This window comes from Desulfopila sp. IMCC35006, from assembly GCF_005116645.1.
GTDB lineage: Bacteria > Desulfobacterota > Desulfobulbia > Desulfobulbales > Desulfocapsaceae > Desulforhopalus_A.
Genome location: NZ_SWCM01000009.1, coordinates 24,104 through 49,541 on the forward strand (window position 1 = coordinate 24,104; position 25,438 = coordinate 49,541).

A 25,438-nucleotide genomic window follows, 5' to 3' on the forward strand; every position below is an offset into this window, starting at 1 on the left:
TAGAACAGACAGAAGGAGCATAGCGTCGGCCCTTGGGGTATACTATCAACCCGAAGAGTTTCTTCGGGAGCGCGAAAGCCACCTCCCCGCTTCCAGGGGCAAGATCCACCCCAACGTTTCTATTGCATCATGCTTATACCTTTTTTCTACACCCTGAATGTATTGATCTTACTCGCAGGTCTTCTAGGCTTTCGCCAGGGCAGTGGTGAAAAGTACTTTTCTATCGCCCTGGTCCAATCCCTTCTGGTCTTGCCTCTTCTTGCCTGTGAGTATCTCTTTTTGGCCTATTCTTATGAACTGCAGATCGTGCAGCTGGTCCTTTTTTCTGAAATCATCTTCGGTCTGATCTGGTTTTCGCTGGCCTTGCGTATGCGACAGGCGACGCAGGACTCTGTTCGTGATGTACGGCTCCATTTTCTGGCTGAAATTATTTTTGGAGCTGTATCGATGAGCATAGCCGGGTACTTGCTGGCATTTCATTCGGTCATTCTGGTTTTCGACAATGGCGTTTTATTCCAGGCAGATAGCCTGATCTATTTTTTCAATCTCTTTGTCCTGGCGGCAGTGCTCTATTCTGCCTGGCGCCTGGAGCAGTTCTGGCGATCGCTCGACAAAGCACGACGTTGGGAATATCGGTTTCTCGTGGTCGGCAGCTATCTGGTCTGTGCCGCCATGGCCTGGGCCAGCTCCTACCGTCTGACATATCTGACCATATTGCCCAAACATCTGCAGCTGTTGTCGTTACTGCTGTTTTCCGGCTGGATCATGATAGCCTATGAGGTGTTTCATCACCGGTTGCTCCAACGCAGGATCATTGTCTCGCGCAGGGTTGTCTATACCTTTGTCGTGCCCTCCCTGCTGGCTATCTATCTAACGTTTCTAGGCATAATCTCCCTGCTGATGCGGACCTTCGGCCTGGAGATGTTCTTTGTCCTGAAGTGGCTGTTCGTGGCTCTTGGGTTTGTTGCTGTCGGACTTTTTATCTGCTCCGGGCGAATTCGCCGCCGGACCCATTTCTTTATCAGCAGGAACTTTTATGCCAATAAATACGAATACCGGGATGAGTGGCTGGCTCTTTTGCAGCAGCTCCAGGGAGCAGCGAGCGATGCCGAGGTAGTCAAAGCCCTTGGGGAAGTCCTGGCCGGCTGTCTCTATACCAAGGAAATAATGATCTGGCTTGGAGCCGGCAATTCCTCCCAAGGCTATACCCTGGTCTTTACCCCGGAAAAACTGCAAAACAAACGCCACGAATTTCTGCTTAGTGCAAACGATCCCCTGGTCAACTACTTGCACAGCCATGCTTATTTCAATAGCGATGAGCAGGAACCGGACGAGTCCTGGCAGGAAGTAAAAAAAGCCACGGCGCCTTTTTTTTCCTCCCTGGGCCTGAAAATCATTGTACCAATGGCTATCGGCACTCAGCTTACCGGCTTTATTGGTCTCGGCCCGGAGTATACCGGGGCGGAATACGGGCATGACGATTTTGATCTGCTTACCGCCCTTGGCAGTCAGACAGCTGCAGCCCTGCTGGCGCTGCGAGTGGCTGAAGAAATGGCTCATACCAGGGAGCAACAGGCCTGGCACCGGCTGTCGGCCTTTGTCCTCCATGATATTAAAAATGCCGCCACTATGCTCGCTTTGCTCCAGGAAAACGCCCCGGCACATATCCATGAGCCCGAGTTTCAGCAGGATATGCTGGAATTAGTCGATGATGCCCTAAAAAGAATGGGCAGGGTCGAGCAGCGGTTGAGTAAATTAAAAGACGAAATCAAACCTTCCTGGCAAGATCTGGAACTTAATGCTTTTTTACGAAACTGTATCCGTAGCATAAAGAAAAAACTGCCATCTCTGCAGATCACTTTTGCAGGTGCAAAGACAATACAAGTGCGGAGCGATCCGGAACTTCTTGGTTCAGTAATGGAAAATCTGCTACTTAATGCCTATGAGGCCGGAGGAGAGGGAACGCTTATCCACTTAGAAACCGATAAGCACGATGACGCTCATCAAGTTGCTCTGAAAATTATTGATAATGGCCCGGGAATCGCGATCGAGCTGCTGCCTGATGCTTTATTTGAACCGTTTAGAACGAACAAGGATGGAGGGAGTGGAATAGGTTTGTGGCAGGTGCAAAGAGTGGTAACGAGTCTTCAAGCCACTATCTCCGCCGATAACAATCCGGACGGTGGGGCACAATTTGTGATTCTGCTGCCTTTGGCAGGAGGTGTCGAATAATTTAACAAAAAAAATCCCCCAGGAACTGCCCTGGAGGATTTTATCTCATTCGAATGAAGTATATTACTATTCTACCCCAGCAATCCTTTACGCTTTTTTGCTGAAGCGCTTGCGGGAATAACCGACCAAACCAGCAAGCCCTATACCAATCAACAGGGTGGCAGCTGGTTCTGGGATGGTAACTTTCACATTATCTATACCAACAGAAGAAGTTGTCCCCTCTCCATACTGTATCAGTTTGAACATTACATCTGCATTGTTACTAGTAAATGCAGAAATGTTGACGGTCTGATTGATTGTACCGAAGACAATACCGTTATCAGCAATCTCATATGACCCATTGGTAATTAGGTCCTGAAAGGTAATTGTTAAGGGAGTTGCCCCCTGTTTACTTACTAAAGACAAAAATTCATCATATCCTGAACTGGTAAAATCAGTATATCTAAAGGCATAGTTAAAAGAGATGGTGAGGGTGTCATAACCGCTAACAGAAAAACTTTGTTCTAAAATTGCTGGAAGACTATCGTCACCACCATGACCTAAGAGAGCATAGTTGCCATTCATGCCTTGCGATGTGATAAATGGCGATGAAGAAGTATAACTAAGACCTGCATTCGCTAATACAACATCACCTGTAACAGTCCAAGGTAATCCTAATCCGCCATTAAAATTATCATCAATAACAATTGTAGCACTTGCACTACCAACCATTCCAAAAACCAGCATCATTGCACATAAACAAATTTTTTTCATTTTTATCTCTTTCTTGGGTTGAGGTTATCATGATCTACTGTGATCTAGTTAAACCATTAAGAGCAAATTCGATGCCATATTATCTATCTATTTAGAATTATATGTATTGTTTTTATTACAATTGTGCCTTTTTTTACCTATGTAAATTAATTCGACGATAAATTAACCCGTTTTGTTGCTTTAGTGCGCTATAAATGCTCAATGACGTCTGCAATCATCGACAATAGTCACACATTATACTAATATCACTAAAAATATCTCTTTAACGGGACAATGTCGGAATATTTTACAGTTTGATTGTCAATTGCTTCAGAACCAGCACGACAGGAGGCAGCGAGATAAGTCTTGAAGAGGTTTTTTCTGACAAGACCAATCCAGTTGATTACTCAAGATTAACTGTTAAATTGTTATTCAACGGACTAAACCAAAGATACTGTAAAGAATGTCGACATCAAGTTTTGAGTTTTAGAGACTAATATTCCTGTTTTAGTAACTTAATTCATGAATTCATTTCGTTAGGGCTCATTGCGGGAAATTCCCCTGTCGGAAAAGTTTACATCTGATAAATCTATTGCTCGGCAAGATAAATCATAATTGTTTGTAATAGAAATGAAATTAAAGATTTTTTTGTTAGCTGGTTCGATATTTGCTTTTACTTGGAACAGGAGAATTAGGGCTATCGTCAGGAGAAACAATTATACTGATAGGTATTTCAGCGGATAAAATGATTGCAAGCTGAAACGCAAAGGTGGCTGTACCGAATGCAAGGGCAAACAACCAGCCATGAAATCACACATAAGGGGGAATCACGATGAAAGGAAAGTTGATGGCAGTCTTAGCAATGGGAGTGCTTACACTTGGAACGGCGAGTTTGGCAACGGCGGACATGATTACCGGGTATCTGTATAGTGGTGTAACTATTGATGTTAGTGGTTCTGAAACGCAGGATTATAAAAATGCCCAGACTGCTCTTGTAAACATTGCTAATGCCAGTGCTGCCACTGGTTATACGGATGATTTCTATGTTGATAATATCGATTTTAGTGCCCCTTCTGGCACTACTCTTCTGACGTACTCCGCTTTTCTATCATCTGGATCTTCCAACAATCTAACGGGTCTAGCCAACGCTAGCGCACTAATGACGACTGCTCATGATTCAGCAGACATATTCAGATTTGAGGGGGTAGCGAATTTCTCTTCGAATTTTTCTATCTATCATGACGATGGTTTCGTATTGGAACTAATTAAAAATGGCAGTACCATATTTAAGTCCGCTTACACTGGTACCGATGCAGATAGCTCGTGGCCGACTGGTCCGGCTTATGAATATTTCACTGTTACTGAAGGCACTTATAATTTTGTCTTAACCTATGAGTCTTGGAACGGTAACCCAGAAGTTCTGAAAACGTCCGGGGTCACTTTTAAATCTGTCCCAGAGCCAGCCACTACGCTCCTTATAGGTTTAGGCCTGGCAGGTCTTGTTGGTTTTAGGATGAGAAAGAGGAATTAATACATTCCTTTAATTCGAAATACCGAGGCAGAGTCAGAAATGGCTCTGCCTTTGTTATTTTGCAGCATTCATCAAGCACACCTTCCTACCAGAACAGCCAATTTTCAGTAATCACTACATAAGTTCCCTACCCCAAATTAGGCTCCTCATGGGCAATAAACACCCCCATAAGGTTTTCCTGATAAACCAACAACCCACCATAAAGCAATCCAGCAGTAATCACCACATTTTCGCCAATTTCTAACACCAGCATCATGAGCTGGTATTTATATCATGCTTTTTCAGGAGATCGTGCAAGGTAGGTCGGCTTACCTCGAGCAGTTTTGCGGCCTGGCTGATATTATTGCCGCTTAAGGCCAGAGCCTGTTGGACAGCATTTTTTTCAGATGTATCCCGGGCTTCTTTTAAGGTAGTGAGTTTTTGTTCCTGCTCCTTGCCGGCTTGTTGATCGAGTCCGAGATCGGTTGAGGTGATACTGCTGTCCGTTGTGGTCCCCAACGCTCGCCTAATCCGGTTCTGCAGTTCACGGACATTACCCGGCCAGCTGTGCAGGGTCAGGGCGCTCATTGCCGAAGGAGTGAAAGAAAGCTGGCCCCGGCGCATTGCACGTGCTTCCTCCTGGAGAAAATTGTGCGCCAGCAGCAGGATATCTTCCGGTCGCTCCTGCAGGTCGGGGATTCGCAGCGGCACGACATTGAGGCGATAGAACAGGTCTTCACGAAAGGTTTTCTGCTGCACAGCCTCCTGCAGATTAATATTGGTCGCGGCAATGATGCGGACATCAAGTTGCAGGGTTTTCGCCCCACCAAGTCGCTCTATGGTCGATTCCTGGAGAAACCTGAGGATTTTCACCTGCAGCAGCAGAGGCAATTCGCCAATCTCATCGAGAAAAATAGTCCCGCCGTCAGCCAGCTCGAATTTACCGATCTGGCGACCTGTAGCCCCGGTAAAGGCCCCTTTCTCATGGCCGAACAGCTCGCTTTCCAGCAGGTTTTCCGGAATCGCCCCGCAGTTGATGATGATCAGCGGCTTTTCTGCCCTCTTACTGAGACTATGTACCGCATGGGCCGCCATCTCTTTGCCGGTGCCGGTATTGCCCGTTATCAACACCGGGTAGTCCGTTTTGCCGGCATTTCTTAGCCGTTCGAACACTTTATGCATCGCCGACGAGATGCCGATCATGCCGCAGAGTGAGCCGCTTTTGCTGCTTTGCAACTGCAGCCGGCGATTGGCATCTTCCAGTTCCTGGATCCTGAACGTGCGGGAAAGAATGATCTTGAGTATTTTCAGATCAATCGGTTTGGCATAAAAATCGGCAGCCCCGAGAGCGATGGCCTTAATTGCATTATTGTCTTCGGCATTGCCGGTTATGACAATGACTCTGGTATGGGGAGCAAGAGACGCTATCTCTTCGAGGAGGGCAAAACCCTGCTGCGGGGTGTCAGGATAAGGCGGCAGACCTAAATCGAGGGTTGCTACCGGAAACAGACCAGAGGTAAGGAGCGGTTTCGCCTGCTCGGCATCAGAGGCGATAGTGATGTCATACTCTTCATCCAATCCCCAGCGCAGTTGTTTGGCTACCGATTTTTCATCTTCAATTACCAGGAGTTTCTTTTTCATAGGCTGAGAACACTGCTAGGGGCTTTATTTTAAAAAAACCAGTTTGTCAGGGTTAATGTCAATGGGGTCAAATCTTTATCCTTGACAGGTCTTCCTTATTTGTTCGAGAAATAATCCATATTTTATATCTTTTTGGGGCCTGCCACCAATTACTATCGAAAAAGAAGCTATCAAGGATAAAGATTTGACCCCACCTTCCAACTCTCAAAGTCGCCAGAAATTAACATCTTTGTTTTGCATCTCTTCCATATCAAGCATTGATTTCACATCGATAATGCAACCACCAGGTTTCAAAGTATCAATAAAATACTGGACTGACAGTTCGGCAAATTGCCTGTGAGGCACAGCAATGATAACAGCTCCCAGATCATGCAAGTCCTGCAATTTTGCAAGCTCAACTCCAGCATATTCAAGTGCCTGTTGCTGCGTTACCATTGGGTCATACACTATTGCCGGTATGCCATAGGATTTAAGCTCATCAATAATATCCACAACCCTTGAGTTACGAAGGTCAGGGCAGTTTTCTTTGAATGTGAGGCCTAAGATTCCGACTTTGGAGCTTTTTATCTCAACGCCACCGTTCAACATCATCTTGACAGTCTTCTCGGCGATGAACTTGCCCATATTGTCATTGATACGCCGACCGGAAAGGATAACTTGTGGGGTATATCCCACAGATTCAGCTTTCCAGGTCAGATAATAGGGATCAACACCGATACAATGTCCACCGACGAGGCCTGGACGAAATGGCAGGAAGTTCCATTTTGAGCCAGCTGCCTTGAGGACATTGAGTGTATCAATCTCAAGTCGGTCGAAGATGATGGCCAGCTCATTAACCAGGGCAATATTGAGGTCACGCTGGGTATTTTCGATGACTTTTGCAGCTTCTGCCTCTTTGATGGAGGCTGCTTCAAAGACCCCGGCTTCTAAAATTGAAGCATATAACTGCGAGACAGCCTGGAGTGTATTGGGAGTGTCGCCGGAAACAACCTTGGTTATTTTGGTTAATGTATGCTCTTTATCACCCGGGTTAATTCTCTCCGGTGAGTAGCCGACGAAAAAATCCTGCTGCCAGGTGAGGCCTGACATTTCTTCTAAAATCGGTACACAAACATCCTCTGTTGCACCAGGGAAGACGGTGGACTCAAATATGACCGTGGCACCCTTTTTCATATTTGCCCCGGCGGTCCTGGTGGCGCTGGTCAAAGGGTGCAGATCCGGCTGGTTGGCTGAATCAATAGGTGTGGGGACTGCAACAATGATAAAATCGGCTGCAGCAAGGTCCTGCGCTTCAGAGGTGAATTGCAGATACCTGGCTGCAGTAAAGCCGGCCTCATCCACCTCGCCATTGCGATCTATCTTTTTGCGGTAGTTCTCAATAGCATCTTTCTTAATATCAAAACCGATGGTTCGATATTTCTGCCCGAAGGTTACGGCCAGAGGCAAGCCGACATAACCTAATCCTACCACACCTATAGTTTTATCTAACATTGCTCTCAATATGCCATGGAGTTAAAGGGAGTTATCTTGAAATGAAAAACACAATGACTTATTGTATCACCGGTGAAATCATTTGCAAGGCAGGCTTTAAACTTTAACAGGGGATGGGGGTCAAATCTTTATGCTTGACACTTCTTGTTTATTCGTTCGACGCCGGCCTTCTTGAAATGTTGACCATGTTGACCAACTCAGCTACAATAGACTAACAATAGAAAATTGACAGGGAGGTGGGAGATGATAGTAAATATTGCTGAAGCAAAAGCAAAATTATCTAAGCTTGTCGACATGGCATACCATGGTGAGAAAGTGGTGATATCCAAAAACAACCGTCCCTTGGTCGAACTTGTCATCTACGAACCCGAAGGCAAAAGAAAACTAGGCTTACTGAAAGGAAAGCTGACAGTACCGAAAAACATAATGGAGGAAGATCCCGATATCAATAAGATGTTTTATGACAGCGAAGACAAGAAATCGTGATGAAGATTATCATTGATACCCACATCTTCCTCTGGGCACTCGCAAGCCCTTCCAAAATTGAGACTCAAAAGCTCAACATACTGGAATCCCCAACGAATATAATCTACGTCAGTTCCATCACTATTGCAGAGATTATGATCAAAGCCTCTATTGGCAAGTTACAGATCAATTTTGACCCTGTCGATCTTGCCAAGCAGAGCGGTTTTGAGCTTCTGGACTTCTCAGGACAGGACGCTCTTCAGTTAAAGGACTTGCCATTTCACCATCGAGATCCTTTTGATCGCATGCTTATATCTCAGAGTCTCACTCTGAAATATCCACTCATGACAGATGATGTCAAAATTAAGCTATATGAATGTAAGGTGATCTGAGCAATGGAGGGGGGCATTCACTTCGCCCAATTTTCAATCTCAAGCTGTGGGACTCTGTTGAAGTGCTTATCGTTTGACACTTCTTGCTTATTCCTTCGATTAATACGCTGATTTTTTGATCTTTTTCAGCCCTGGCACGTAGACGTTTCCTGCCTTAACTGACGGTGGAATCATCTGCCTTATATTTTCTGCTCTCTCCGGATTATTGATTGCGAAATGTGATTACGACTAAACCTCAGCTATATAGGGATATGAGATGCCCTTTGCACGGGACGCCATAAACCCATCCCTGGGGGCTTGACCGCAGCCATCCAGGCTGCGGAACACCCGTGCAAAGGGCACCTCATATCCCTCTGGACACCTTCTAAGCTGAACTTTAGTGGTAATCACATTGCGAAATGCTCTGGCCAGGCCTTGGCGATACTTTGTTTAAAGAATTAATGTCAGGGATAAAGATTTGACCTCGTTTTGACAAAACGTATAGCCATTGACTTTGTTATCATAAATGATAACATTCAAATATGAACTGGCATATCACTTTTTACAGCGAAAAGGTCGAGCAAGAGACATTATCCTTTCCACCGGGAATTTTAGCAAATTTCCTTCACTTGACAGAAATGATTGAAGAATTCGGCCCAGCGCTTGGCTTACCCTACACCAAAGCAATAGGTGAAGGGCTTTTTGAGATCAGAGCTAAAGGAAAAGAAGGAATTGGCCGAGCATTCTTTTGCACTGTTAAAGGCAAGGAGATAATTATCCTCCATTCATTTATAAAAAAATCCCAGAAAATACCAAAAAAAGAATTAGCAACGGCCAGGAAAAGACTGACAGAGGTGAAATCATGAGAACATCATTAAAAGATTTCAAAAAGAAGGCTTTACAAAACCCTGAAGTTAAAAGCGAGTATGATCGCTTATCGTCGGCTTACGAACTGAGAAAGCAACTCATAAGAATTCGTAGAGATGCCGGTTTTACCCAGGAAGAACTCGCTGAGCTCCTGCACACAAAAAAGAGCAATATTTCCAGGCTTGAAAATGTGAATTCAAAGATCTCTCCCAAACTATCAACTGTTGAGGAGTACGCACGGGCTGTTGGGTATAAACTTGAGATAAACTTCGTACCTCAATAATACGTCGGGGTCAAATCTTGGATTGTTCCCATGCGGTGCATGGGAACCAGGTAGAAAAAATTTGCCCCCACTTTCCTTTACCGCAGATACCCCTGCTCTTCGAGATACAGCAAGACCTCCTGGGCCGCTTCCGCCGGAGTCATGGAGGAGGTATCGATAGTTAATTCAGGGTTCTCCGGTGGAATATAAGGGTCGGACACCCCGGTAAAGCCCTGGATTTTCCCTGCCCTGGCCTTAGCATAGAGGCCTTTGCGGTCACGGCTTTCGCAGACCTCAAGCGGCGTGGCCATAAACACCTCGATATAGCCGCCGCACCGACTGATCAGCTCCCTGTTGGCCTGCCGCGACCCCTCGTAGGGGGCGATCGGCGCGCAGAGGGCGATGCCGCCGTTCTTGGTGATCTCGCTGGCGACAAAGCCGATCCTGGTAATATTGAGGTCGCGGTGTTCGCGGGAGAAATTGAGTTCGCTGGAGAGATTTTTCCGGACAATATCGCCGTCAAGCAGGGTCACCGGCCGGGTCCGCATCTCGAGAAACTTGATCAGCAATACCCGCGCCAGGGTGGATTTGCCGGAACCGGACAATCCGGTAATAAAAATGGTAAATCCCTGTTTAGACCTCGGCGGAAACGAGTGCTTCAACTCGGCCACCACTTCCGGATAGGAGAACCAGCCGGGAATCTCCAGGTCATACTCCAGCCGGCGTTTGAGTTCGACAGAAGAGATTTCCTTAACCTGCATCCCTTCCGTGACCTCGGACTCCGGCAGATACTGCGCCTTATCCTCCACATAGACCATTCGGGTCAGCGGGACCATGGCGATGCCGGTTTCCGGGGCAAACTGCTGGACGAGTTCCTGGGCTGCATGGCGGGGATAGAACAGCTGATGCTGACCGCCGTTGGGCAGAGCAAACGGGTCGCCGTGGTCATCGGCGACGATAAAATGGCTGCAGCCATAGTTTCTTTTAATGATGGCCTGCCATAGGGCCTCGCGCGGCCCTGCCCACCGACTGGCCAGGGGAAACAGGCCGACCAGCACCATGTTCTTCGGGAATTTTTGCGCTATCTGCTGATAACAGCGGACATGGGTGTAATGGTCAAGATTACCGTATTGCCCAAGACTCACCACCGGTTGCAAAAAGATGTTGGCCCCCGCCTCCCGTGCCGCCCGAAGAACCATTTCACGATGGGCGCAATGCAGATACTCCTCGGTATGGAACCCAACAACCTGCCGCCAGCCATTGAGCGAAAAGAGGCGGTGGGTTTCTGCCGGGCTGCGGCGCAACTCCTTAAAATCATAGTGCACCGGCAGATGGAGACCCTCAAGCGTGCCGCTGACATACCACGGACCAACCTGGGAATACAGCTGCGCCACTCCCGGATGGCTGGAGGCATCATCCGTGCCGTATACCTGCAGCGCTTCGTGTTTCTTGTCCGGCTGCCAAATATCACCAACGGTGAGAATGGCCAGCAAAAAACCTTCCTGGTCATTTAACGCGAGCGACTGTCCGGAGGAAAGAGAGGAGGCAGTTTTTTCATCCACATCGAGGCAGATGGGTATCGGCCACGGTGTGCCGTCGACGAGCCGCATGGAATCGAGAACACTTTCGTAATCTTCGCGATCAAGATACCCGGACAACGGGTAGAAGGCACGGTTTAGCAGCAGCTCAAGATCACAGAGCTGCCGCTGATTCAGATCGATAGAAAGGCAACCCTGCGCCTTTTGCCGGAGGGTCTCGCCATAGCGAAAATGGACCAGCAGGCTCTCGGCATAATCCTGCCTTCCTGTTTTTATTGTTTCAGTTGTCATTATAGTTAGTTAACACGATATCATTGTTCATTTATGTACCCAACTCCCCATTGTTGCAGAAAACTGGTAATTATACAATGTAATTACCACTAAAGTTCAGCTTAGAAGGTGTCCAGAGGGATACGAGGTGCCCTTTGCCCGGGTGTTCCGCAGCCTGGATGGCTGCGGTCGAGCCCCAAGGGATGGGTTTATGGCGTCCCGTGCAAAGGGCATCTCATATCCCTCTATATAGCTGAGGTTTAGTCGTAATCACATTATACAATCAGCAACATAATGGTCTACTTGATTTTTTTCTAATAAAAACGTATATTGTTAACCTATGAATACCATTAGATGGCATACCAAAGCTTTGAAACAACTGCGCAAGATCGACCGGCAGGACAATGCCGCGATCCGTACCGCCGTCAATAATTTGTCTGGTATGCCCGATTGCCAGGGAGTGAAAACCCTGATCAATCACCGGTACGGTTACCGGCTACGGGTCGGGCGTTACCGGGTGCTATTCGACTATGACGGTGAGGTGCGGATAGTTGAAATCCAGGAGGTAAAGAAACGCGATGAACGTACATACTAATAATATCCAGATCATCCACGACCGTAACGGTGCTCCCGCCTTTGTGGTGCTACCATATGCCGACTGGCTGGCCAGTCGCGACCGCCAGGAAAATCTTGTCCCCAACGAAGTCGTCAATCTCACCTTCGATCACGATTGGTCGCCGATGCGTGCCTGGCGTGAACACCTCGGACTCACCCAAGCCGAGATTGCCGCAAGGGCGAACATGACACAGGGTGCCTACGCCCAGATGGAAAACAGCACAAGACCGCGCCGCGCCAGCCTGAAAAAGATTTCATTGGCAATGGGCTTGACTGTCGAACAGCTTGATTTCTAGTATGATAAGTATGATGAGGGTCACCCATTGACAAAGGGCCTTTTAATGGGTGACCCCAACATTTCCGCCAGGGCACGACGCGCATCGGCCTCTCCGTGAACCAGGCGGATTTCTTTGGGCGGCCGCGGCATGGCATGGACCCAGTTGACGAGCATCTGCTGATCGGCGTGAGCTGAATAGGCGGTAAGGGTGTGGATACCGGCTTTGACCGGCGTTTTTCCGTCGATCATCTTTCTGCCGGGGGTGCCTCTGGCCTGGTATCCGACGAAAAAGATATCCTTGGCCGGATCGTCAAGGCCACATTTGAGGTGATCGACAATACGTCCGCCGGTGCACATGCCGCTGCCGGCGATGATGATCGCCGGGCCTTTGATGTCCAGCAGCTTTTTATGGTCCCGGTATCGCTCAACACCGTACAAGCCCTTAAAATCAAAGGGGTGGTCGCCGCTGGCCTTGAGATCTTTCGCCTCTTTATCCCAGAACTCTTCCAGGTCTGCATAGATCCTGGTGATGGCCAGCCCCAGGGGGGAATCGACAAACACCGGCACCTTAGGTTTTATCCTGTCCAGTTCATACAGCAGTTCCTGGGTTCTGCCCAGGGAAAAAGCGGGAATGTAGACAATGCCCCGGTCGGCCAGGCTTTTTTCGAGCAGTTTCCGCAGCGCCTCGACCCGGCCCTTTCTGCTCGGATGGATGCGATTGCCGTAGGTCGATTCCAGGATCAAAAGATCACAACTATCCGGCGGGTCAGGATCCGGCAGGATGGGGGTATCAGTGCAGCCAAGATCCCCGGAGAAGATCACCCGATAGCCAGCGAAGGTAAACAGGATAAAGCATGAGCCGAGGATATGGCCCGCATTGCTGAGCTTAAAGGTGATTCCCTGCTTGAGGCTGAAGGTTTCATGCAGCTCAAAGCCCCAGGACAGCTCGTCGATGCGTGCTTCCAGGCGGTGGACATCCTTGTCGGATCGGCTCGAAAAGGACATGGCGTCATGCAGCATGGGAACCAGCAGCGCCTTGGTGGCATGGGTGCAGAGGATCTCGCCCTTGAACCCGGCATCGATAAGATCCGGCACCCGGCCGATGTGATCGATATGGGCGTGGGTCAAAAACAGATAGTCGATGGTGTCGACCGGCACCGGAAACTGATCAAAGGGCAGCTCCGGATCATCGCCATAGGCCGAACCGCAGTCCACCAGGATATGTATGCCAGCCGCTGAACCAGGATCGGTCTGCACCAGGTGGCAGGAGCCGGTGACACACTCTTTTGCGCCGAGATGGGATATTTTCAGCATATCTTCGTCCCCGGATGGTTTACCGCAGGTACCACTCCGCCGCCCGGTCCAAGCCATTTTTTACCGAAAATTGCGGCTGGTACCCGAGGAGCTCTTTGGCCTTGGCAATATCGGCCAGGGAATGGCGGACATCCCCTGCCCTGAAATCACGATATTGCGGCTGCGCATCACGGGCGGCAGGCTTGACGGCTACGACCCGCTGTTTGATCAGCTGGTAGAGTTCGTTGAGGGTGGTCCGTTCGCCAAAGGCGACATTGTAGATTTGATTGGCGGCGGCTTCGTCTTCAGCCGTGGCCGCCAGGAGATTTGCCTGGACACAGTTTTCGATAAAACAAAAATCCCTGCTCGTCTCCCCGTCCCCGTTGATAAAGACCGGTTCGTCATTGATCAGGCCGGCGAACCACTTGGGGATAACGGCGGCGTAGGCGCCGTTGGGGTCCTGCCGCTGGCCAAAGATATTAAAATACCTGAGCCCAATTGCCTTGAAATTATAGGTTCGGGCAAATACATCCATATACAGTTCAGTAACAACCTTGGTCACGGCATAGGGCGACAGCGGCCGGCCGATCTTATCCTCCACCTTGGGCAGATCCGGGAGATCGCCGTAGGTGGAGCTTGAAGCGGCATAGACAAAGCGTGTAACCTTCGCGTCTCTTGCGGCAACGAGCATATTGAGAAAGCCGCTGACATTATTTTCATTGGTGGTAATCGGATCGGCAATAGACCGCGGCACCGAGCCCAGGGCAGCTTCATGCAGGACATAATCGACGCCGGCACAGGCTCTTGCGCAATCTTCCAGATTGCGGATATCGCCTTTGGCAAAGCTGAATTGCTGCCATTGCGCAGGGCTCACCAGGGACTGCACCTCATCGAGGTTATGTTGAAAACCGGTTGAAAAATTATCGAGCCCGATTACCTTCTGGTCAAGTTTGAGCAGGGTCTCCAGCAGGTTTGAACCGATAAACCCGGCAACGCCGGTGATAAGCCAGGTTCGGGGGGATGCTTTCAGCTGAGTCTGTACTTCCTGATATTTTTCTGGCATTGTTGTCTCGTAAAATATTGGGGTAAGGTACTAAATAAATAGCTATAGTGACTCCCTTAAGCATAGCAGCATAAAAACCATTGTACAACCGAAGAGTCCTCAGGTGCAATCAATGCAGCAAAACATACAAACCGACTCCGCCCTTGAACGTTCGGCATTAATCGTCGCCACCCTGACCTCGTTCATGGGTCCATTTATGATTTCTTCGGTGAACGTGGCGTTGCCGGCGATACAAGCCGATCTGCACCTGGATGCCGTGCAGCTCAGCTGGATAGCCACGGCCTACCTGCTGGCGGTCGCGGTGGGGCTGGTGCCGGCGGGGAAAATTGCCGATATTCACGGGCGTAAAAAGGTATTTGCCACCGGCCTTGCGGTATACACCCTTGGTTCAGGCCTGGCCGCCCTGGCAAACTCGGCGGCCGTGCTCATCGGCCTGCGGGTCGTACAGGGGCTGGGGGCCGCCATGTTCATCACCACCGGCATGGCTATCCTCACCTCTATTTTCCCACCGAACAAGAGGGGCAGAGTCATCGGCATATATGTCGCAGCCGTCTACATCGGCCTGTCAGTCGGACCGTTTGTCGGCGGCATGCTCACCCAGCATTTCGGCTGGCACAGTATTTTTCTGGTCATGCTGCCGCTTGGCCTGTTCTCTTTTGCCTTGACCCTGCATTATCTGCAAGGGGAATGGCTGGGCGAGCCGGGGCAAAAATTCGATGTCGCCGGGTGCCTGCTCTACGCTGTTGCGATTCTGGCCATCGTCTATGGCGCGACCCTGCTTCCATCGATCACCGGGACGGGGTTGCTGCTGTCCGGCTTGATTCTGTTCGCCATCTTCATCCGCTACCAGCTGACTGCACGTTTCCCGGTCTTTGACGTGCAGCTCTTTGTCGGCAACAAGACCTTCGCCTACTCCAGCCTTGCCGCCCTGCTCAATTATTCGGCAACCTATGCGGTCACCTTCCTGTTAAGCCTCTACCTGCAATATCTCAAGGGGATGTCGCCACAGACGGCGGGCAGCGTGCTCATGGCCCAGCCGGTCATGATGGCGCTACTGTCGCCGATGGCCGGCCGGCTCTCCGACCGTATCGAACCCCGGCTGCTGGCCAGCGCGGGAATGATCATCACGGTCATTGGCGTCACGCTTTTTGCGATGCTGCAGCCCGACACCAGTCCATTGCTGATCATCGCCAACCTGATCCTGCTCGGCACCGGTTTTGCCCTGTTCAGCTCCCCCAATATGAATGCCATCATGGGTGCGGTGGAGAAGAGACATTACGGCCTGGCCTCGGGAACAGTCGCCACCATGCGCCTCTTCGGCCAGATGTTCAGCATGGCCATGGCAACGGTTGTCCTGTCACTGATTATCGGCCGCCAGGCGATAGCCCCGGGAAATTACCCCCTGTTTCTGCGCAGCATGCATACGGTCTTTGTCATCTCCGCCGTTCTCTGCCTGTCGGGGGTCTATTTTTCCTGGTTCCGCGGCGCCCTGTTGCCATCCGGTACACCGGAAAAGAAGGAACAGTGAATTGGACTACCTTGACGTTTTATGCACAAATGTGTAAATTTATATGCATAAACATCCAGGGAGGATCGCATGAGAACAACTTTGGATTTACCCGAAGATTTGGTCAAGGAAGCGATGAAGGCTACCAAGATCAAGACCAAGACACAAGTCATCATTGCCGCACTTGAACAGTTGATCAGGAAATCAAAAATAGCTGAAATCAAAAGCTTTAAAGGGAAAGTTGACCTGGATATTGACCTTAACGAACTCAGGAATCGTAAGTGTCAGTTCTAATCGACTCTTCTGTCTGGATTGAATACTTCCGGAATGGGAACAACTATGAGAAGGTTGACTTCCTGATTCATCGATTTTGAGCTTTTTTGAAGGTGATTTATTTACGTTTTCCCAGCGCCAGATACGGAAACATTGAAGATTTGGTCAATGGCAGCGGGTAGGTCTGGTTGACATACCGCATATCTTCGATGGTGTAAAAGGCATTGGGATTGTATTTTTTGATCATGCCAATCATTTTCGCAAGATTTCTCCTCTTGATGACACTGAAGATCAACTTCACCGGTCCCGATTCCCCCCTCGCATCGACACTGGTCACCGCATGCCCTGCCTTTCTGAGGACATCAACCAGTTCATCGGCTTCCTTCATGGTTATGATCCTGATCAACAGGTTGCCAAGCGCAATTTTTTCCTCGAGCACCACCCCAACGTAATTGCCCGCGCCGAACCCGCAGGCGAAAGCGACATACGTCTGCCATGAATGCAGATTTTGCATGACCTGGGCCACCGCGATCAGCCAGATAAGCGACTCAAAAAAACCGAGGACCGCGGCAAAATGCTTGAGCCCTTTCGACACAAAGATAATCCGCAGGGTTCCGATAGACACATCAAGAATACGGGCCAGGAAAACCAGCAGCGGCAGAATTACATAAAGAAAAATGGTGCTATCATTAATAAATGACATGGTGATGTACCTCGTTTAAACGAAAAAAAGCCAATCACTAAATAGAAGTGATTGGCTTTTTTCTCAATGGATGGTCGGGGCGGTAGGATTCGAACCTACGGCCTCCTGCTCCCAAGGCAGGCGCGCTAACCAGGCTGCGCTACGCCCCGACTCTATTGAAAAAGGCTCGATTGCAACAATCGAGCCTGAATAATTTGGCTCCCCGGGACGGATTCGAACCGCCGACAAGGTGGTTAACAGCCACCTGCTCTACCGACTGAGCTACCGAGGATCAGACGTGTTTTCTGCGACCTTGCTTCCAGCAGTGTTACCGCTGCTGATCATCGCCGAACTGACGTAGGCGGGCAATATAAACTGCAGAGGGAAAGGTGTCAACAGATTTTTCCATTCTCCCGTCAATCTTTTTAATGCCCCGAGAAGCGACTCTTAAAAAGAATCCCGGCTGATGGAGAAATTCCCCCAGCTTTGACATACCGGCATGACTTCGACACAATTGATATTCACATGGGCCGGTCGACTGGCCGTCCAGTAAATAATCTCGGCGATATCCACTGGCGTCAGCGGCCTGGTTCCTTCATACACCTTGGCGGCCTTCTCCGCATCGCCGCCAAAACGGACAATGGAGAACTCGCTTTCGGCAAGGCCCGGTTCGATATTGGTCACCCGGATCCCGGTTCCCTGCAGGTCGGTGCGCAGATTTCTGGAGAACTGCTGGACAAAGGCCTTGGTCGCCCCGTAGGTGTTGCCGCCGGGGTAAGGCCATGAACCGGCGACAGAACCGAGGTTGATTACATGCCCCGTGCCCCGTGCAACCATCATCGGCAAAATCCGCCTGGTCATATAGAGCAGCCCCTTGATGTTGGTGTCGACCATAGTTTCCCACTCATCGAGATCCGCCTCCTGGGCAGGACCAAGTCCAAGCGCCAGCCCGGCATTGTTGAGGAGGATGTCGATATCTTGAAACTCCCGGGGGATTTCCTGGATTGCCGCCTCCACCTGCTGCCTGTCGCGCACGTCAAAAACCGCGATATGGACATTTGCCGCCCCAAGCTTCTCCTGCAATTCCTGCAGACGGTCCCTGCGCCTTCCGGTGAGAATCAGCTTCCAGCCATTGCTGCTGAAAAGCTCTGCAGCTGCTTTGCCAAATCCTGAAGTTGCTCCGGTGATAAGAATTGTTTTTGCCATCGTATTGCCTCGTTTTTCTGGAGATATATCCCATCAACCAGCCCTGAAAAACCGTTGAAGGGGAAAGAGTTTCCCTGCACAATCACGACAACATATTACATCAGATACAAGCAAAATCAATCGTTCCGGTTCTGCCGCAAGCGGAGAAAGCGGCATTGCCTCCCTAGCAACCGGCCGATTCGAACCTCTGCAGGGCGGCCATCATCTCGGCAAAGCAGGGATTAGCCGCTTCCAGGGGGGCCTCGCCCGGTTGGCTGTCCACAGGGTAGATCGGCTCTTTCAGGACCAGGCAGGCATGATCGACCCGGACCGCGTCAGGGATGACAAAAGAGATGAATTGGTTTGTTCCCGTTACATTCCGCACCCTTTCAATTTCTTTCACATTGATCACCCGGTCGTGTTCCGACCAGGCGGAAAAGATACGCTTTGCCCCGGACCTGTCTGCTGCAGTCTGGTGTAATGCGTCAATTTCCCGGATCAGCCGCACCAGCTCTCCGGCACTCTTCAGGGGTACCCGGTCGTAGCGATAGGGATGGCTGCCCACCAGCGGCTTGCCGTTGTCGAGAAGCCTGAAACAGGAGTTGCTGAGCAAAGATTCCAGAATCCCGCTGAAAATGTTATAACCACCGCCATACAGGCCAAAGGCCACCGAGAAAAGATATATATCACCGGTCACCTGCGGCTCAGTACAGCCAAAATAAAAACTCAATGCCCCCCCGGTGGAAAGTCCCCCGACCGACACCTGCGCGGCTCTTTCTGCGGCGAAGCGTATGGCAAAAAGGACATTCTTCTTCCATTCCTCCAAAGAAACTCCCGCCATATTATCAGGATGGCGCAGGCCATGACCCTGGAGCAGGGGCAGATAGACATCATAGCCCAGCATTTCATAAAAATATTCGGCTATACTCCGCATATAATAGGGCGAATCGGTCAGCCCATGCACCAGAACGATGGCTTTTGCGGCCGGCTTTTCATGCAGCAGCCGGCAGGGGTGGCAGCCCGGGCGGACCGCTTCTTCAGTAAAATAGGGGAATTCTTGATAATATTCCGACCACAGGAAACGCCCCCAGTCTTTGCAGCATTTGTCTTCAGCAGCAGACATGACATCCTCTTCCATACCTGTATAGTATTATCAAACCTGCTACACAGCCGTTTTTTTGTTGGTAAGATCTTTGATAAACTCGCCTATTTTACGAAATACCTTCCCGGACCCCGCTCCGTGCACCAGGATATGCCGATCATCGCTGAGCAGACAGAATTCCTTATACACCGAACCAAGACCGTCATATAGCTGCATCGTCCCCCTGGGATCGACAATCGGATTGTTATTCGCCTGGAGAATGAGGGCTGGCTGGCTGATTGCCGCATATTTTTTTTCAATCGATTCAAGATATCCGCCGACCTCTTTTACTGCAGTAACCGGATTTTTCAAATAGTTTACCGGGGACTTCCCATGGGTAAATTCGAAAAAGTGCTGGTCATGATCCCCCGGTTTCATCCTGCTCAGAATCCGGTTCCAGACGTCTTTCCCCGGCATGAAATTGGCCGAATAATTACGCAGGGAGAAAGGGGGACTGAGGGCAAAGACCCCGGTCACCTTGCCAACCCGTGCGGCCAGATCCAGGGCCAGATTGCCGCCCACCGCCACCCCGCCGACAACGACCCGGTCGCAGAGGGTGCTGAGCAGCACATAGCCGGTATCAACTGCCTCCACCCATTGCGGATATTTTCTCCCGGCAAGATCCTCGGCACAGGTGCCGTGCCCCGGCAGCCGGGGGGCAAAGACCCAGTATCCCTGCCGGCGGAGATAACGCGCCAGCTCCCGAACCTCTGCCGGTGCCGCCAGATAACTGTGGACCAGCAGCACGCCGATCCTGCGCCGGAACCCGGCCAGGAGAAACGGCCGGCCATGGTCTGTTTTTTCCTGGTCAAGCTCCTGCCCGCAATTCCGGCAATCCTTCGCATACTGCAGTTTTTCCTGGTTGAGAAGATGCCTGACCAGCAGGATTTTCAGCAGGAATTTCGGCTGCCAGGACAATGCTCTTATGATTGCGAGAAATTTTTTTAATGGTTCGACCTCATTGGCCATGATCTCAATCGGGTTATTGATACGCCCCTTATGGAAACTGAGCGGCGCCGACAGCCTGGACCGATGCCGGATAAGATAGTCACCGCGCAATGTCACAACCCCTTTGTCCAGGGCGAGCTCTAAAAAATTATCATATTTCCCGTAACGATCATCGGTGAGCAGGTGGGCCTGATTTTCCTGCAGAGCCTGGTGCAGGAAAAAAGAATTCTTCTGTTCTTCCGCTCTCCTGAGAAGCGAGGCTCCGTAGAAAACCCGCCGCCGGAAATCGAGTTCTTCGATGCGGTTAAAGGGATACATCCGTAGAAAAGAGGCAAAGAGATGTTCGTGATTGACCGTGGTCATGGCATAGATATCCTGCATATACTGCTGCATCACATCGTAGGCCGTTTTACGCATCTTCTCTTTTAAACTTGTCGAAACGGAAAATCCGGTAATACCATCGCGCGCCATATCGTCGTGCAGCCACTCGGTATCGAGGTAGTCGGCCATCTGCATCGGCTGGCCGCACCGGATGTCGAGATCCACCCCGGACAGGAGCATGGTCCCCTCGGTCATTATCTCTTCCACCATCTGCTCGGGAATATCTTTAACCAGCCGGGAAGCGATGTCGAGGGCAATATTTTCTGCGGCGCGGATGGGGTAATAGGTAAGGTTTATCGGCTGAATGGCAATCCCTGCCCGGCAAATCTCATCAATACCCTCCACCCCCAGAGCATGCAGCATTTTCGGTAACTTTTCGGCAGCGGTATCCGCCATATCGAGAAGGTAGGTGCGAAACAGCTCTGCCCTCAGGGCAAGGGCCGCAGCGCCGGTGTGGGGCTCATGCACCCCGTTATGGCTGGCGATCAGGAATTTACCGCCGTCGACAATTTTCTTGGTCTTGACCATATTCCCTTCCGGGAAGATGATCCAGTTCGCTTCGCCGGTGATCAGGCTTTTAACGATGAGTTCGTCACGCTTCGGGTCGGCGATGGACACGGCGCCCATCATATCCAGGAACTTCCCCAGGCCGCCCCGAAAAAGCGACGAGGCCGCCAGGGACCAGGCTGGCTTGCCGGTGAGTTTATAGATATACGCGGGGAGCAGCATGGTCTCAAGCCGGGTGAAATGATTCATCACAAAGATTGTCGGCCCCGTTGGGATATTTTCCTTCCCATGGACAACAATGGAGGCCTTGGTCAGGCGAGAAAGCAGTTTAATCACCAGACCAGTGGCGAAATATGCGGATCGGTTCATAACCTGTCCCGGATTTATGGAGAGAACCAGCTGAAATTATATTATGTTACAGTGTAGAAGGAATTTCAGGCAGGGTCAAGCAATCAACCGCGAAACCGGAAATAGTTTGGAGCATGCATCGCTTACCGCCGGCAACGAACTGACGTTGCTTTTCAGTGCCATACTGCCTATAGTACCTGACAATTGTATACAATCAACCAACCATTACACCTGAGGCCAGCCATGAACCTGGATTTCACCTACACGCCGCCGGATTTCGAACAGCCGACCTTGAAAAAAAGCCCTTTAGCCACCCTTGAACCGGCGCCGGCCGACGGGATTTCTCCGGCCAATTACCATGCCACCTCCAACCATCCGGAGTATATAAAAATCGGTCAGGACCGTTGGGTTCTCGCCCCGGAGAGCCGCATGGACGCAGTATTTGTTGTCGCAGGCGACAAGATCCACGTGGTTGAAGCCAGAAACCTCAAAAAGGGCGACCTGGTGGTCACCGGACGAACCGAAAACGGCGAGCATGGCATCCTCGTGCACGAGAAAGGCTTTGAGCGGAGTGCGGCGAATGCCGACAAGTTCGCCTTTCGCTCACGGGGCACCCGGGAGACGCCCTTTTCCCATTCCTACGATTCTCTCTATGAAATACTCAAACATGACCGGGATCACGGCCATATAGTCTGGGTGCTGGGCCCGGCGGTGGCCTTTGACAAGGACTCCCGGGCGGCGATGCAGGGACTTATCGAGAATGGCTACTGTCATGGGTTGATGGCCGGAAATGCCCTGGCAACGCATGATATTGAAGCCGCGGTCTACAACACCGGGCTCGGGCAGAATATCTACACCCAGATGCTGCAGCCCATGGGGCACTACAACCACCTCGACATTCTCAATGAGGTGCGCAAGGCCGGGTCCATTGCCGGGGCCATGGCGACCCTCGATATTAAAGACGGCATTATGTATGCCTGTGAAAAAAACAACATCCCTTACGTTCTGGCCGGGTCTATCCGCGATGACGGTCCGCTGCCGGAAACCATCGGCAATGTCTACGAATCACAGGATAGAATGCGTGTACATGCCCGCAAGGCCACCACGGTGATCACCATGGCCACACAGCTGCATTCCATAGCCTTCGGCAATATGACGCCTGGCTACAAAGTGCTGGAGGACGGTTCTGTCCGGCCGGTCTATTTTTACGTGGTGGACATGTCCGAGTTCAGTGCCGACAAGCTGGCCAACCGCGGTTCGGCCCAGGCCCAGGCCATCCTTACCAATGTGCAGGATTTTATCGTCAACCTGTGGAACAATCTGAAGAAAGAAAAATTGTAATATATTAAGATGGTAGAACATATGCAGCAGTCAGTCCGCATCATCGGTGTCCCCATGGACCTCGGCCAGAATCACCGGGGGGTGGATATGGGACCAAGCGCCCTCCGCTACGCAAATCTTGCCGGCAGCATCAGAGAACTCGGCTACGCAACCTTTGACAGCGGCGACATCACCATTCCCGGTCATTACGCCCTGGCCAGTACCGGCCTGTCGGAACGGCTGCCGCTTATCTGCAAGGGCTGTCTGAGTGCCTACGAACTCGGCAGACAGGCGATTGCCGCCGGAGAAATCCCCATCTTCCTCGGCGGCGATCATTCCGCCTCCATCGGCACGGTGGGAGGGGTGACCCACGACACCGAGGTTGGCGTGATCTGGATCGACGCCCACGGCGATTTCAATACCCCGGAGACCTCCAGCAGCCAGAATGTTCACGGCATGGCCCTGGGCGTGCTGCTCGGCCTCGGCCCAGCCGAACTGGTTGACCTGGGTCGGCCCGGACCAAAGGTAAAACCGGAAAATGTCGTACTGATAGGCATCAGAGATCTCGACGCCGAGGAAAAAATTTTAATCAGAAATTCCGGCTGCACCGTATACACCATGCGGGAGGTGGATGAGATAGGCATTCGCGGCGTACTGACCCGGACCCTGGAAAAATTCCGTCACCTTGATAAAATCCACGTCAGCCTTGATCTCGACGCCCTGGATCCTCTCAATGCCCCGGGGGTCGGCACCCCCTCCCAGGGTGGTTTGACCTACCGGGAAGGACAACTCATTATGGAGATCCTGGCCGACACCAGAAAACTCCACTCCTTCGATATCATGGAAATCAACCCCATCCTCGATATCCAGAACCGGACCGCGCAGATGGCGGTGAATCTGGCGGCCTCGCTCTTTGGCAAAAAAATCATCTGAAATGGCGTCGTAAAAATTTTTTCCTTAGCCACCCCCTCTTTTCGTTTTTTTACCACTGCATTTCAGCACAGTAGGTCAAGAGGGATATGAGGTGAGCTTTGCACGGGTGTTCCGCAGCCTGGATGGCTGCGGCCAAGCCCCCAGGGATGGGTTTATGGCGTCCCGTGAAAAGGTTACCTCATATCCCTATGTAACTTTATCTTGGTCAGTCCATCATTTAAAAAATTACGAAACCAAAGGGCTTGTTATCGGCTGTTGCCTTATTTCGTTTCGAGTATTAGAATCATTCAGCTTATTTTCTTGTTTTTATAAGAAAATAAGCTGTCTCAAGATACTTACCCCGGCTTGTTTCTCGTTTACCGGGGTTAAATATGTTAGCGTTGTATTAACATCCGCCCGCATTATCAGGGTCCGGAACCTTTTCAGTTAACATTGGAGGATAACATGAAACGCGTTGGGAAAATTGCACTCATTCTTGCAGCCTGCATGCTGGTTGCTTCACCGGCCCTGGCGGAGAAAAAAATTCGCTGGAAACTGGCGATGAGCTGGTCAAGCACCTTGACACCACTTGCCTCACCCGCCCCGAAACTGGCGAAACTGGTCAGCGAAATGACCGGAGGAAACTTCGAGATCAGGGTCGAAGGGGCGGAAAAACACAAAGCCCCCCTGGGTATTCTCGACATGGTCAAAGGCGGTCAGTTCGAGATGGGCCACACTGCTTCCTATTACTGGAAGGGCAAGGATATCACCTCGGTATTTTTTACCACCGTGCCCTTTGGCATGACCGCCCCGGAACAGTTTTCCTGGCTGCACTACGGCGACGGCCAGAAACTGCAGGACAAACTGTATGATAAATTCGATGTCTATTCCTATCCAGGCGGCAATACCGGGGTGCAGATGGGCGGCTGGTTTCGCAAGGAAATCAAAAGTCTCGATGACCTGAAAGGGTTGAAGATGCGCATCCCCGGTCTCGCCGGAGAGGTTTTCGCCAAGCTTGGCGTCAATGTAACCAATATCGCCCCCGGGGAACTCTACACCTCACTTGACCGCGGCACCATCGATGCCCTGGAATGGGTGGGACCGGCAATGGACTTCAAAATGGGCTTTCATAAAATTGCCCCGTTCTATTATGCCGGATGGCATGAGCCCGCCTCCGACATGCAGTTTTTGATCAACAAAAAGGCCTTCGCCAAATTACCGAAGGCATATCAGACCATTCTCCTCACCGCCATCGAGGCGGTAGCGGCCGATATGTTCGGTGATAATTTCGACGCCAGTGCCACGGCCTGGGCGGAGATGAAAAAAGAATATCCCAACATCAAGGTCATGATCTTTCCAGAGCCCGTTCTGAAGGCCATGAAAAAGGCCACCGACGAAGTCATGGACGGATATGCGGCCCAGAACCCCGAGTTCAAGGAAGTATATGAATCACAGAAAGCATATATGGCCAAGGCCCGGGAATGGACGAAAATGTCCACGCTCTACTATCTGCAGACCTCGGAAATGGTCGGCAAATAAGACTGACGGCGTTTCACCTTAATTTTATGCAAATTTCAGCTGGTTCCCATACAGCACCTGGGAACCAG

24 protein-coding genes and 2 tRNA genes are annotated in these 25,438 nt (G+C 50.6%); 13 read left to right on the forward strand and 13 right to left on the reverse strand.

The annotated features are described in order from the left end of the window. Positions 1–129 precede the first annotated feature (129 nt). The gene (gene prsK / locus FCL47_RS15285) at positions 130–2,232 is read left to right on the forward strand and encodes an XrtA/PEP-CTERM system histidine kinase PrsK (RefSeq protein WP_136814397.1); all 2,103 of its coding nucleotides are present in this window, start codon (positions 130–132) and stop codon (positions 2,230–2,232) included. Positions 2,233–2,319: 87 nt separating this feature from the next. On the opposite strand, the gene FCL47_RS15290 is transcribed toward prsK, so the two are convergent. Continuing rightward, positions 2,320–2,985: a PEP-CTERM sorting domain-containing protein gene (locus FCL47_RS15290; protein ID WP_136814398.1), complete on the reverse strand. Its 666-nt coding sequence runs from the start codon at positions 2,983–2,985 to the stop codon at positions 2,320–2,322. A gap of 811 nt (positions 2,986–3,796) precedes the next feature. Between FCL47_RS15290 and FCL47_RS15295 the strand changes: the two genes are divergently transcribed. Continuing rightward, positions 3,797–4,495, forward strand: a complete 699-nt coding sequence (locus FCL47_RS15295; RefSeq protein WP_136814399.1) for a PEP-CTERM sorting domain-containing protein — start codon at positions 3,797–3,799, stop codon at positions 4,493–4,495. A gap of 127 nt (positions 4,496–4,622) precedes the next feature. On the opposite strand, the gene FCL47_RS25355 is transcribed toward FCL47_RS15295, so the two are convergent. The 3 genes from FCL47_RS25355 to FCL47_RS15305 form a co-directional block, all read right to left on the reverse strand. Continuing rightward, entirely contained in the window at positions 4,623–4,751 is a 129-nt protein-coding gene (locus FCL47_RS25355) for a hypothetical protein (protein WP_255580708.1), read from the reverse strand. After that, positions 4,748–6,115 (reverse strand): PEP-CTERM-box response regulator transcription factor, encoded by a 1,368-nt coding sequence (gene prsR / locus FCL47_RS15300; RefSeq protein WP_136814400.1) that lies wholly within the window; start codon positions 6,113–6,115, stop codon positions 4,748–4,750. Before prsR ends, FCL47_RS25355 begins: the two co-directional genes overlap by 4 nt. Before the next feature lie 204 nt (positions 6,116–6,319). Beyond that, complete coding sequence (locus tag FCL47_RS15305) at positions 6,320–7,606, reverse strand: nucleotide sugar dehydrogenase (protein WP_136814401.1); 1,287 nt, start codon at positions 7,604–7,606, stop codon at positions 6,320–6,322. 243 nt (positions 7,607–7,849) lie between these two features. Between FCL47_RS15305 and FCL47_RS15310 the strand changes: the two genes are divergently transcribed. The 4 genes from FCL47_RS15310 (at position 7,850) to FCL47_RS15325 (ending at position 9,592) form a co-directional block, all read left to right on the forward strand. Further along, complete coding sequence (locus FCL47_RS15310) at positions 7,850–8,092, forward strand: type II toxin-antitoxin system Phd/YefM family antitoxin (RefSeq protein ID WP_136814402.1); 243 nt, start codon at positions 7,850–7,852, stop codon at positions 8,090–8,092. Beyond that, a complete protein-coding gene (locus tag FCL47_RS15315; protein ID WP_136814403.1) occupies positions 8,092–8,463 on the forward strand; it encodes a type II toxin-antitoxin system VapC family toxin in 372 nt (123 codons plus the stop codon). The genes FCL47_RS15310 and FCL47_RS15315 overlap by 1 nt, the downstream gene beginning before the upstream one ends. A 521-nt stretch (positions 8,464–8,984) precedes the next feature. Then, complete coding sequence (locus tag FCL47_RS15320) at positions 8,985–9,308, forward strand: type II toxin-antitoxin system RelE/ParE family toxin (protein ID WP_136814404.1); 324 nt, start codon at positions 8,985–8,987, stop codon at positions 9,306–9,308. Next, the gene (locus FCL47_RS15325; protein ID WP_136814405.1) at positions 9,305–9,592 is read left to right on the forward strand and encodes a helix-turn-helix domain-containing protein; all 288 of its coding nucleotides are present in this window, start codon (positions 9,305–9,307) and stop codon (positions 9,590–9,592) included. The genes FCL47_RS15320 and FCL47_RS15325 overlap by 4 nt, the downstream gene beginning before the upstream one ends. 77 nt (positions 9,593–9,669) lie before the next feature. Here FCL47_RS15325 and FCL47_RS15330 read toward each other — a convergent pair whose 3' ends face one another. Next, positions 9,670–11,400, reverse strand: a complete 1,731-nt coding sequence (locus FCL47_RS15330; RefSeq protein WP_136814406.1) for a bifunctional sulfate adenylyltransferase/adenylylsulfate kinase — start codon at positions 11,398–11,400, stop codon at positions 9,670–9,672. Positions 11,401–11,719: 319 nt separating this feature from the next. Between FCL47_RS15330 and FCL47_RS15335 the strand changes: the two genes are divergently transcribed. Next, a complete protein-coding gene (locus tag FCL47_RS15335; RefSeq protein ID WP_136814407.1) occupies positions 11,720–11,974 on the forward strand; it encodes a type II toxin-antitoxin system RelE/ParE family toxin in 255 nt (84 codons plus the stop codon). Then, complete coding sequence (locus tag FCL47_RS15340; protein WP_136814408.1) at positions 11,958–12,290, forward strand: helix-turn-helix transcriptional regulator; 333 nt, start codon at positions 11,958–11,960, stop codon at positions 12,288–12,290. The genes FCL47_RS15335 and FCL47_RS15340 overlap by 17 nt, the downstream gene beginning before the upstream one ends. A gap of 20 nt (positions 12,291–12,310) precedes the next feature. Here the strand turns inward: FCL47_RS15340 and FCL47_RS15345 are convergent, their stop codons facing one another. After that, positions 12,311–13,585 (reverse strand): MBL fold metallo-hydrolase, encoded by a 1,275-nt coding sequence (locus FCL47_RS15345; RefSeq protein ID WP_304992083.1) that lies wholly within the window; start codon positions 13,583–13,585, stop codon positions 12,311–12,313. Positions 13,586–13,604: 19 nt separating this feature from the next. Then, a complete protein-coding gene (locus FCL47_RS15350) occupies positions 13,605–14,627 on the reverse strand; it encodes an NAD-dependent epimerase/dehydratase family protein (RefSeq protein ID WP_136814409.1) in 1,023 nt (340 codons plus the stop codon). Positions 14,628–14,739: 112 nt separating this feature from the next. On the opposite strand from FCL47_RS15350, the gene FCL47_RS15355 reads away from it, so the two are divergent. Both FCL47_RS15355 and FCL47_RS15360 read left to right on the forward strand, forming a co-directional pair. Next, entirely contained in the window at positions 14,740–16,155 is a 1,416-nt protein-coding gene (locus tag FCL47_RS15355) for an MFS transporter (RefSeq protein ID WP_205747336.1), read from the forward strand. A 69-nt stretch (positions 16,156–16,224) separates the two neighbouring features. Next, the gene (locus FCL47_RS15360) at positions 16,225–16,428 is read left to right on the forward strand and encodes a type II toxin-antitoxin system VapB family antitoxin (RefSeq protein WP_136814411.1); all 204 of its coding nucleotides are present in this window, start codon (positions 16,225–16,227) and stop codon (positions 16,426–16,428) included. A gap of 97 nt (positions 16,429–16,525) precedes the next feature. Here FCL47_RS15360 and FCL47_RS15365 read toward each other — a convergent pair whose 3' ends face one another. From FCL47_RS15365 to FCL47_RS15390, 6 genes are all read right to left on the reverse strand, one after another. Next, the gene (locus FCL47_RS15365) at positions 16,526–17,110 is read right to left on the reverse strand and encodes a DUF2179 domain-containing protein (RefSeq protein ID WP_136814412.1); all 585 of its coding nucleotides are present in this window, start codon (positions 17,108–17,110) and stop codon (positions 16,526–16,528) included. Positions 17,111–17,181: 71 nt separating this feature from the next. Continuing rightward, a tRNA-Pro gene (locus FCL47_RS15370) sits at positions 17,182–17,259 on the reverse strand. A 46-nt stretch (positions 17,260–17,305) separates the two neighbouring features. Beyond that, positions 17,306–17,381, reverse strand: a tRNA-Asn gene (locus FCL47_RS15375). 155 nt (positions 17,382–17,536) lie between these two features. Further along, positions 17,537–18,295, reverse strand: a complete 759-nt coding sequence (locus FCL47_RS15380) for an SDR family oxidoreductase (protein ID WP_136814413.1) — start codon at positions 18,293–18,295, stop codon at positions 17,537–17,539. Positions 18,296–18,458: 163 nt separating this feature from the next. Beyond that, on the reverse strand, positions 18,459–19,397 hold the full coding sequence (locus FCL47_RS15385) for a carboxylesterase (protein ID WP_136814414.1): 939 nt from the start codon (positions 19,395–19,397) through the stop codon (positions 18,459–18,461). 39 nt (positions 19,398–19,436) lie between these two features. Beyond that, complete coding sequence (locus FCL47_RS15390) at positions 19,437–21,620, reverse strand: alpha/beta fold hydrolase (RefSeq protein ID WP_136814415.1); 2,184 nt, start codon at positions 21,618–21,620, stop codon at positions 19,437–19,439. 222 nt (positions 21,621–21,842) lie between these two features. Here FCL47_RS15390 and FCL47_RS15395 point away from each other — a divergent pair, with 222 nt between their 5' ends. From FCL47_RS15395 to FCL47_RS15405, 3 genes are all read left to right on the forward strand, one after another. After that, positions 21,843–22,940, forward strand: a complete 1,098-nt coding sequence (locus FCL47_RS15395) for a hypothetical protein (RefSeq protein WP_136814416.1) — start codon at positions 21,843–21,845, stop codon at positions 22,938–22,940. Positions 22,941–22,961: 21 nt separating this feature from the next. Further along, on the forward strand, positions 22,962–23,852 hold the full coding sequence (gene rocF / locus FCL47_RS15400; RefSeq protein ID WP_136814417.1) for an arginase: 891 nt from the start codon (positions 22,962–22,964) through the stop codon (positions 23,850–23,852). Between the two features lie 444 nt (positions 23,853–24,296). Beyond that, positions 24,297–25,370 (forward strand): TRAP transporter substrate-binding protein, encoded by a 1,074-nt coding sequence (locus tag FCL47_RS15405; protein WP_136814418.1) that lies wholly within the window; start codon positions 24,297–24,299, stop codon positions 25,368–25,370. Positions 25,371–25,438 lie beyond the last annotated feature (68 nt).

What these genes read in the sequence shown, in the direction of transcription:
- FCL47_RS15295 (WP_136814399.1), top strand. Translation starts at nt 3,797, where the DNA reads ATGAAAGGAAAGTTGATGGCAGTCTTAGCAATGGGAGTGCTTACACTT.
- rocF (WP_136814417.1), top strand. Translation starts at nt 22,962, where the DNA reads ATGCAGCAGTCAGTCCGCATCATCGGTGTCCCCATGGACCTCGGCCAG.
- FCL47_RS15325 (WP_136814405.1), top strand. Translation starts at nt 9,305, where the DNA reads ATGAGAACATCATTAAAAGATTTCAAAAAGAAGGCTTTACAAAACCCT.
- FCL47_RS15305 (WP_136814401.1), bottom strand. Translation starts at nt 7,606, where the DNA reads ATGTTAGATAAAACTATAGGTGTGGTAGGATTAGGTTATGTCGGCTTG.
- FCL47_RS15315 (WP_136814403.1), top strand. Translation starts at nt 8,092, where the DNA reads ATGAAGATTATCATTGATACCCACATCTTCCTCTGGGCACTCGCAAGC.
- FCL47_RS15365 (WP_136814412.1), bottom strand. Translation starts at nt 17,110, where the DNA reads ATGTCATTTATTAATGATAGCACCATTTTTCTTTATGTAATTCTGCCG.
- FCL47_RS15320 (WP_136814404.1), top strand. Translation starts at nt 8,985, where the DNA reads ATGAACTGGCATATCACTTTTTACAGCGAAAAGGTCGAGCAAGAGACA.
- prsK (WP_136814397.1), top strand. Translation starts at nt 130, where the DNA reads ATGCTTATACCTTTTTTCTACACCCTGAATGTATTGATCTTACTCGCA.
- FCL47_RS15335 (WP_136814407.1), top strand. Translation starts at nt 11,720, where the DNA reads ATGAATACCATTAGATGGCATACCAAAGCTTTGAAACAACTGCGCAAG.
- FCL47_RS15350 (WP_136814409.1), bottom strand. Translation starts at nt 14,627, where the DNA reads ATGCCAGAAAAATATCAGGAAGTACAGACTCAGCTGAAAGCATCCCCC.
- FCL47_RS15310 (WP_136814402.1), top strand. Translation starts at nt 7,850, where the DNA reads ATGATAGTAAATATTGCTGAAGCAAAAGCAAAATTATCTAAGCTTGTC.
- FCL47_RS15395 (WP_136814416.1), top strand. Translation starts at nt 21,843, where the DNA reads ATGAACCTGGATTTCACCTACACGCCGCCGGATTTCGAACAGCCGACC.
- FCL47_RS15380 (WP_136814413.1), bottom strand. Translation starts at nt 18,295, where the DNA reads ATGGCAAAAACAATTCTTATCACCGGAGCAACTTCAGGATTTGGCAAA.
- FCL47_RS15355 (WP_205747336.1), top strand. Translation starts at nt 14,740, where the DNA reads ATGCAGCAAAACATACAAACCGACTCCGCCCTTGAACGTTCGGCATTA.
- FCL47_RS15405 (WP_136814418.1), top strand. Translation starts at nt 24,297, where the DNA reads ATGAAACGCGTTGGGAAAATTGCACTCATTCTTGCAGCCTGCATGCTG.
- FCL47_RS15390 (WP_136814415.1), bottom strand. Translation starts at nt 21,620, where the DNA reads ATGAACCGATCCGCATATTTCGCCACTGGTCTGGTGATTAAACTGCTT.
- prsR (WP_136814400.1), bottom strand. Translation starts at nt 6,115, where the DNA reads ATGAAAAAGAAACTCCTGGTAATTGAAGATGAAAAATCGGTAGCCAAA.
- FCL47_RS15345 (WP_304992083.1), bottom strand. Translation starts at nt 13,585, where the DNA reads ATGCTGAAAATATCCCATCTCGGCGCAAAAGAGTGTGTCACCGGCTCC.
- FCL47_RS15385 (WP_136814414.1), bottom strand. Translation starts at nt 19,397, where the DNA reads ATGTCTGCTGCTGAAGACAAATGCTGCAAAGACTGGGGGCGTTTCCTG.
- FCL47_RS25355 (WP_255580708.1), bottom strand. Translation starts at nt 4,751, where the DNA reads ATGATGCTGGTGTTAGAAATTGGCGAAAATGTGGTGATTACTGCTGGA.
- FCL47_RS15330 (WP_136814406.1), bottom strand. Translation starts at nt 11,400, where the DNA reads ATGACAACTGAAACAATAAAAACAGGAAGGCAGGATTATGCCGAGAGC.
- FCL47_RS15360 (WP_136814411.1), top strand. Translation starts at nt 16,225, where the DNA reads ATGAGAACAACTTTGGATTTACCCGAAGATTTGGTCAAGGAAGCGATG.
- FCL47_RS15340 (WP_136814408.1), top strand. Translation starts at nt 11,958, where the DNA reads ATGAACGTACATACTAATAATATCCAGATCATCCACGACCGTAACGGT.
- FCL47_RS15290 (WP_136814398.1), bottom strand. Translation starts at nt 2,985, where the DNA reads ATGAAAAAAATTTGTTTATGTGCAATGATGCTGGTTTTTGGAATGGTT.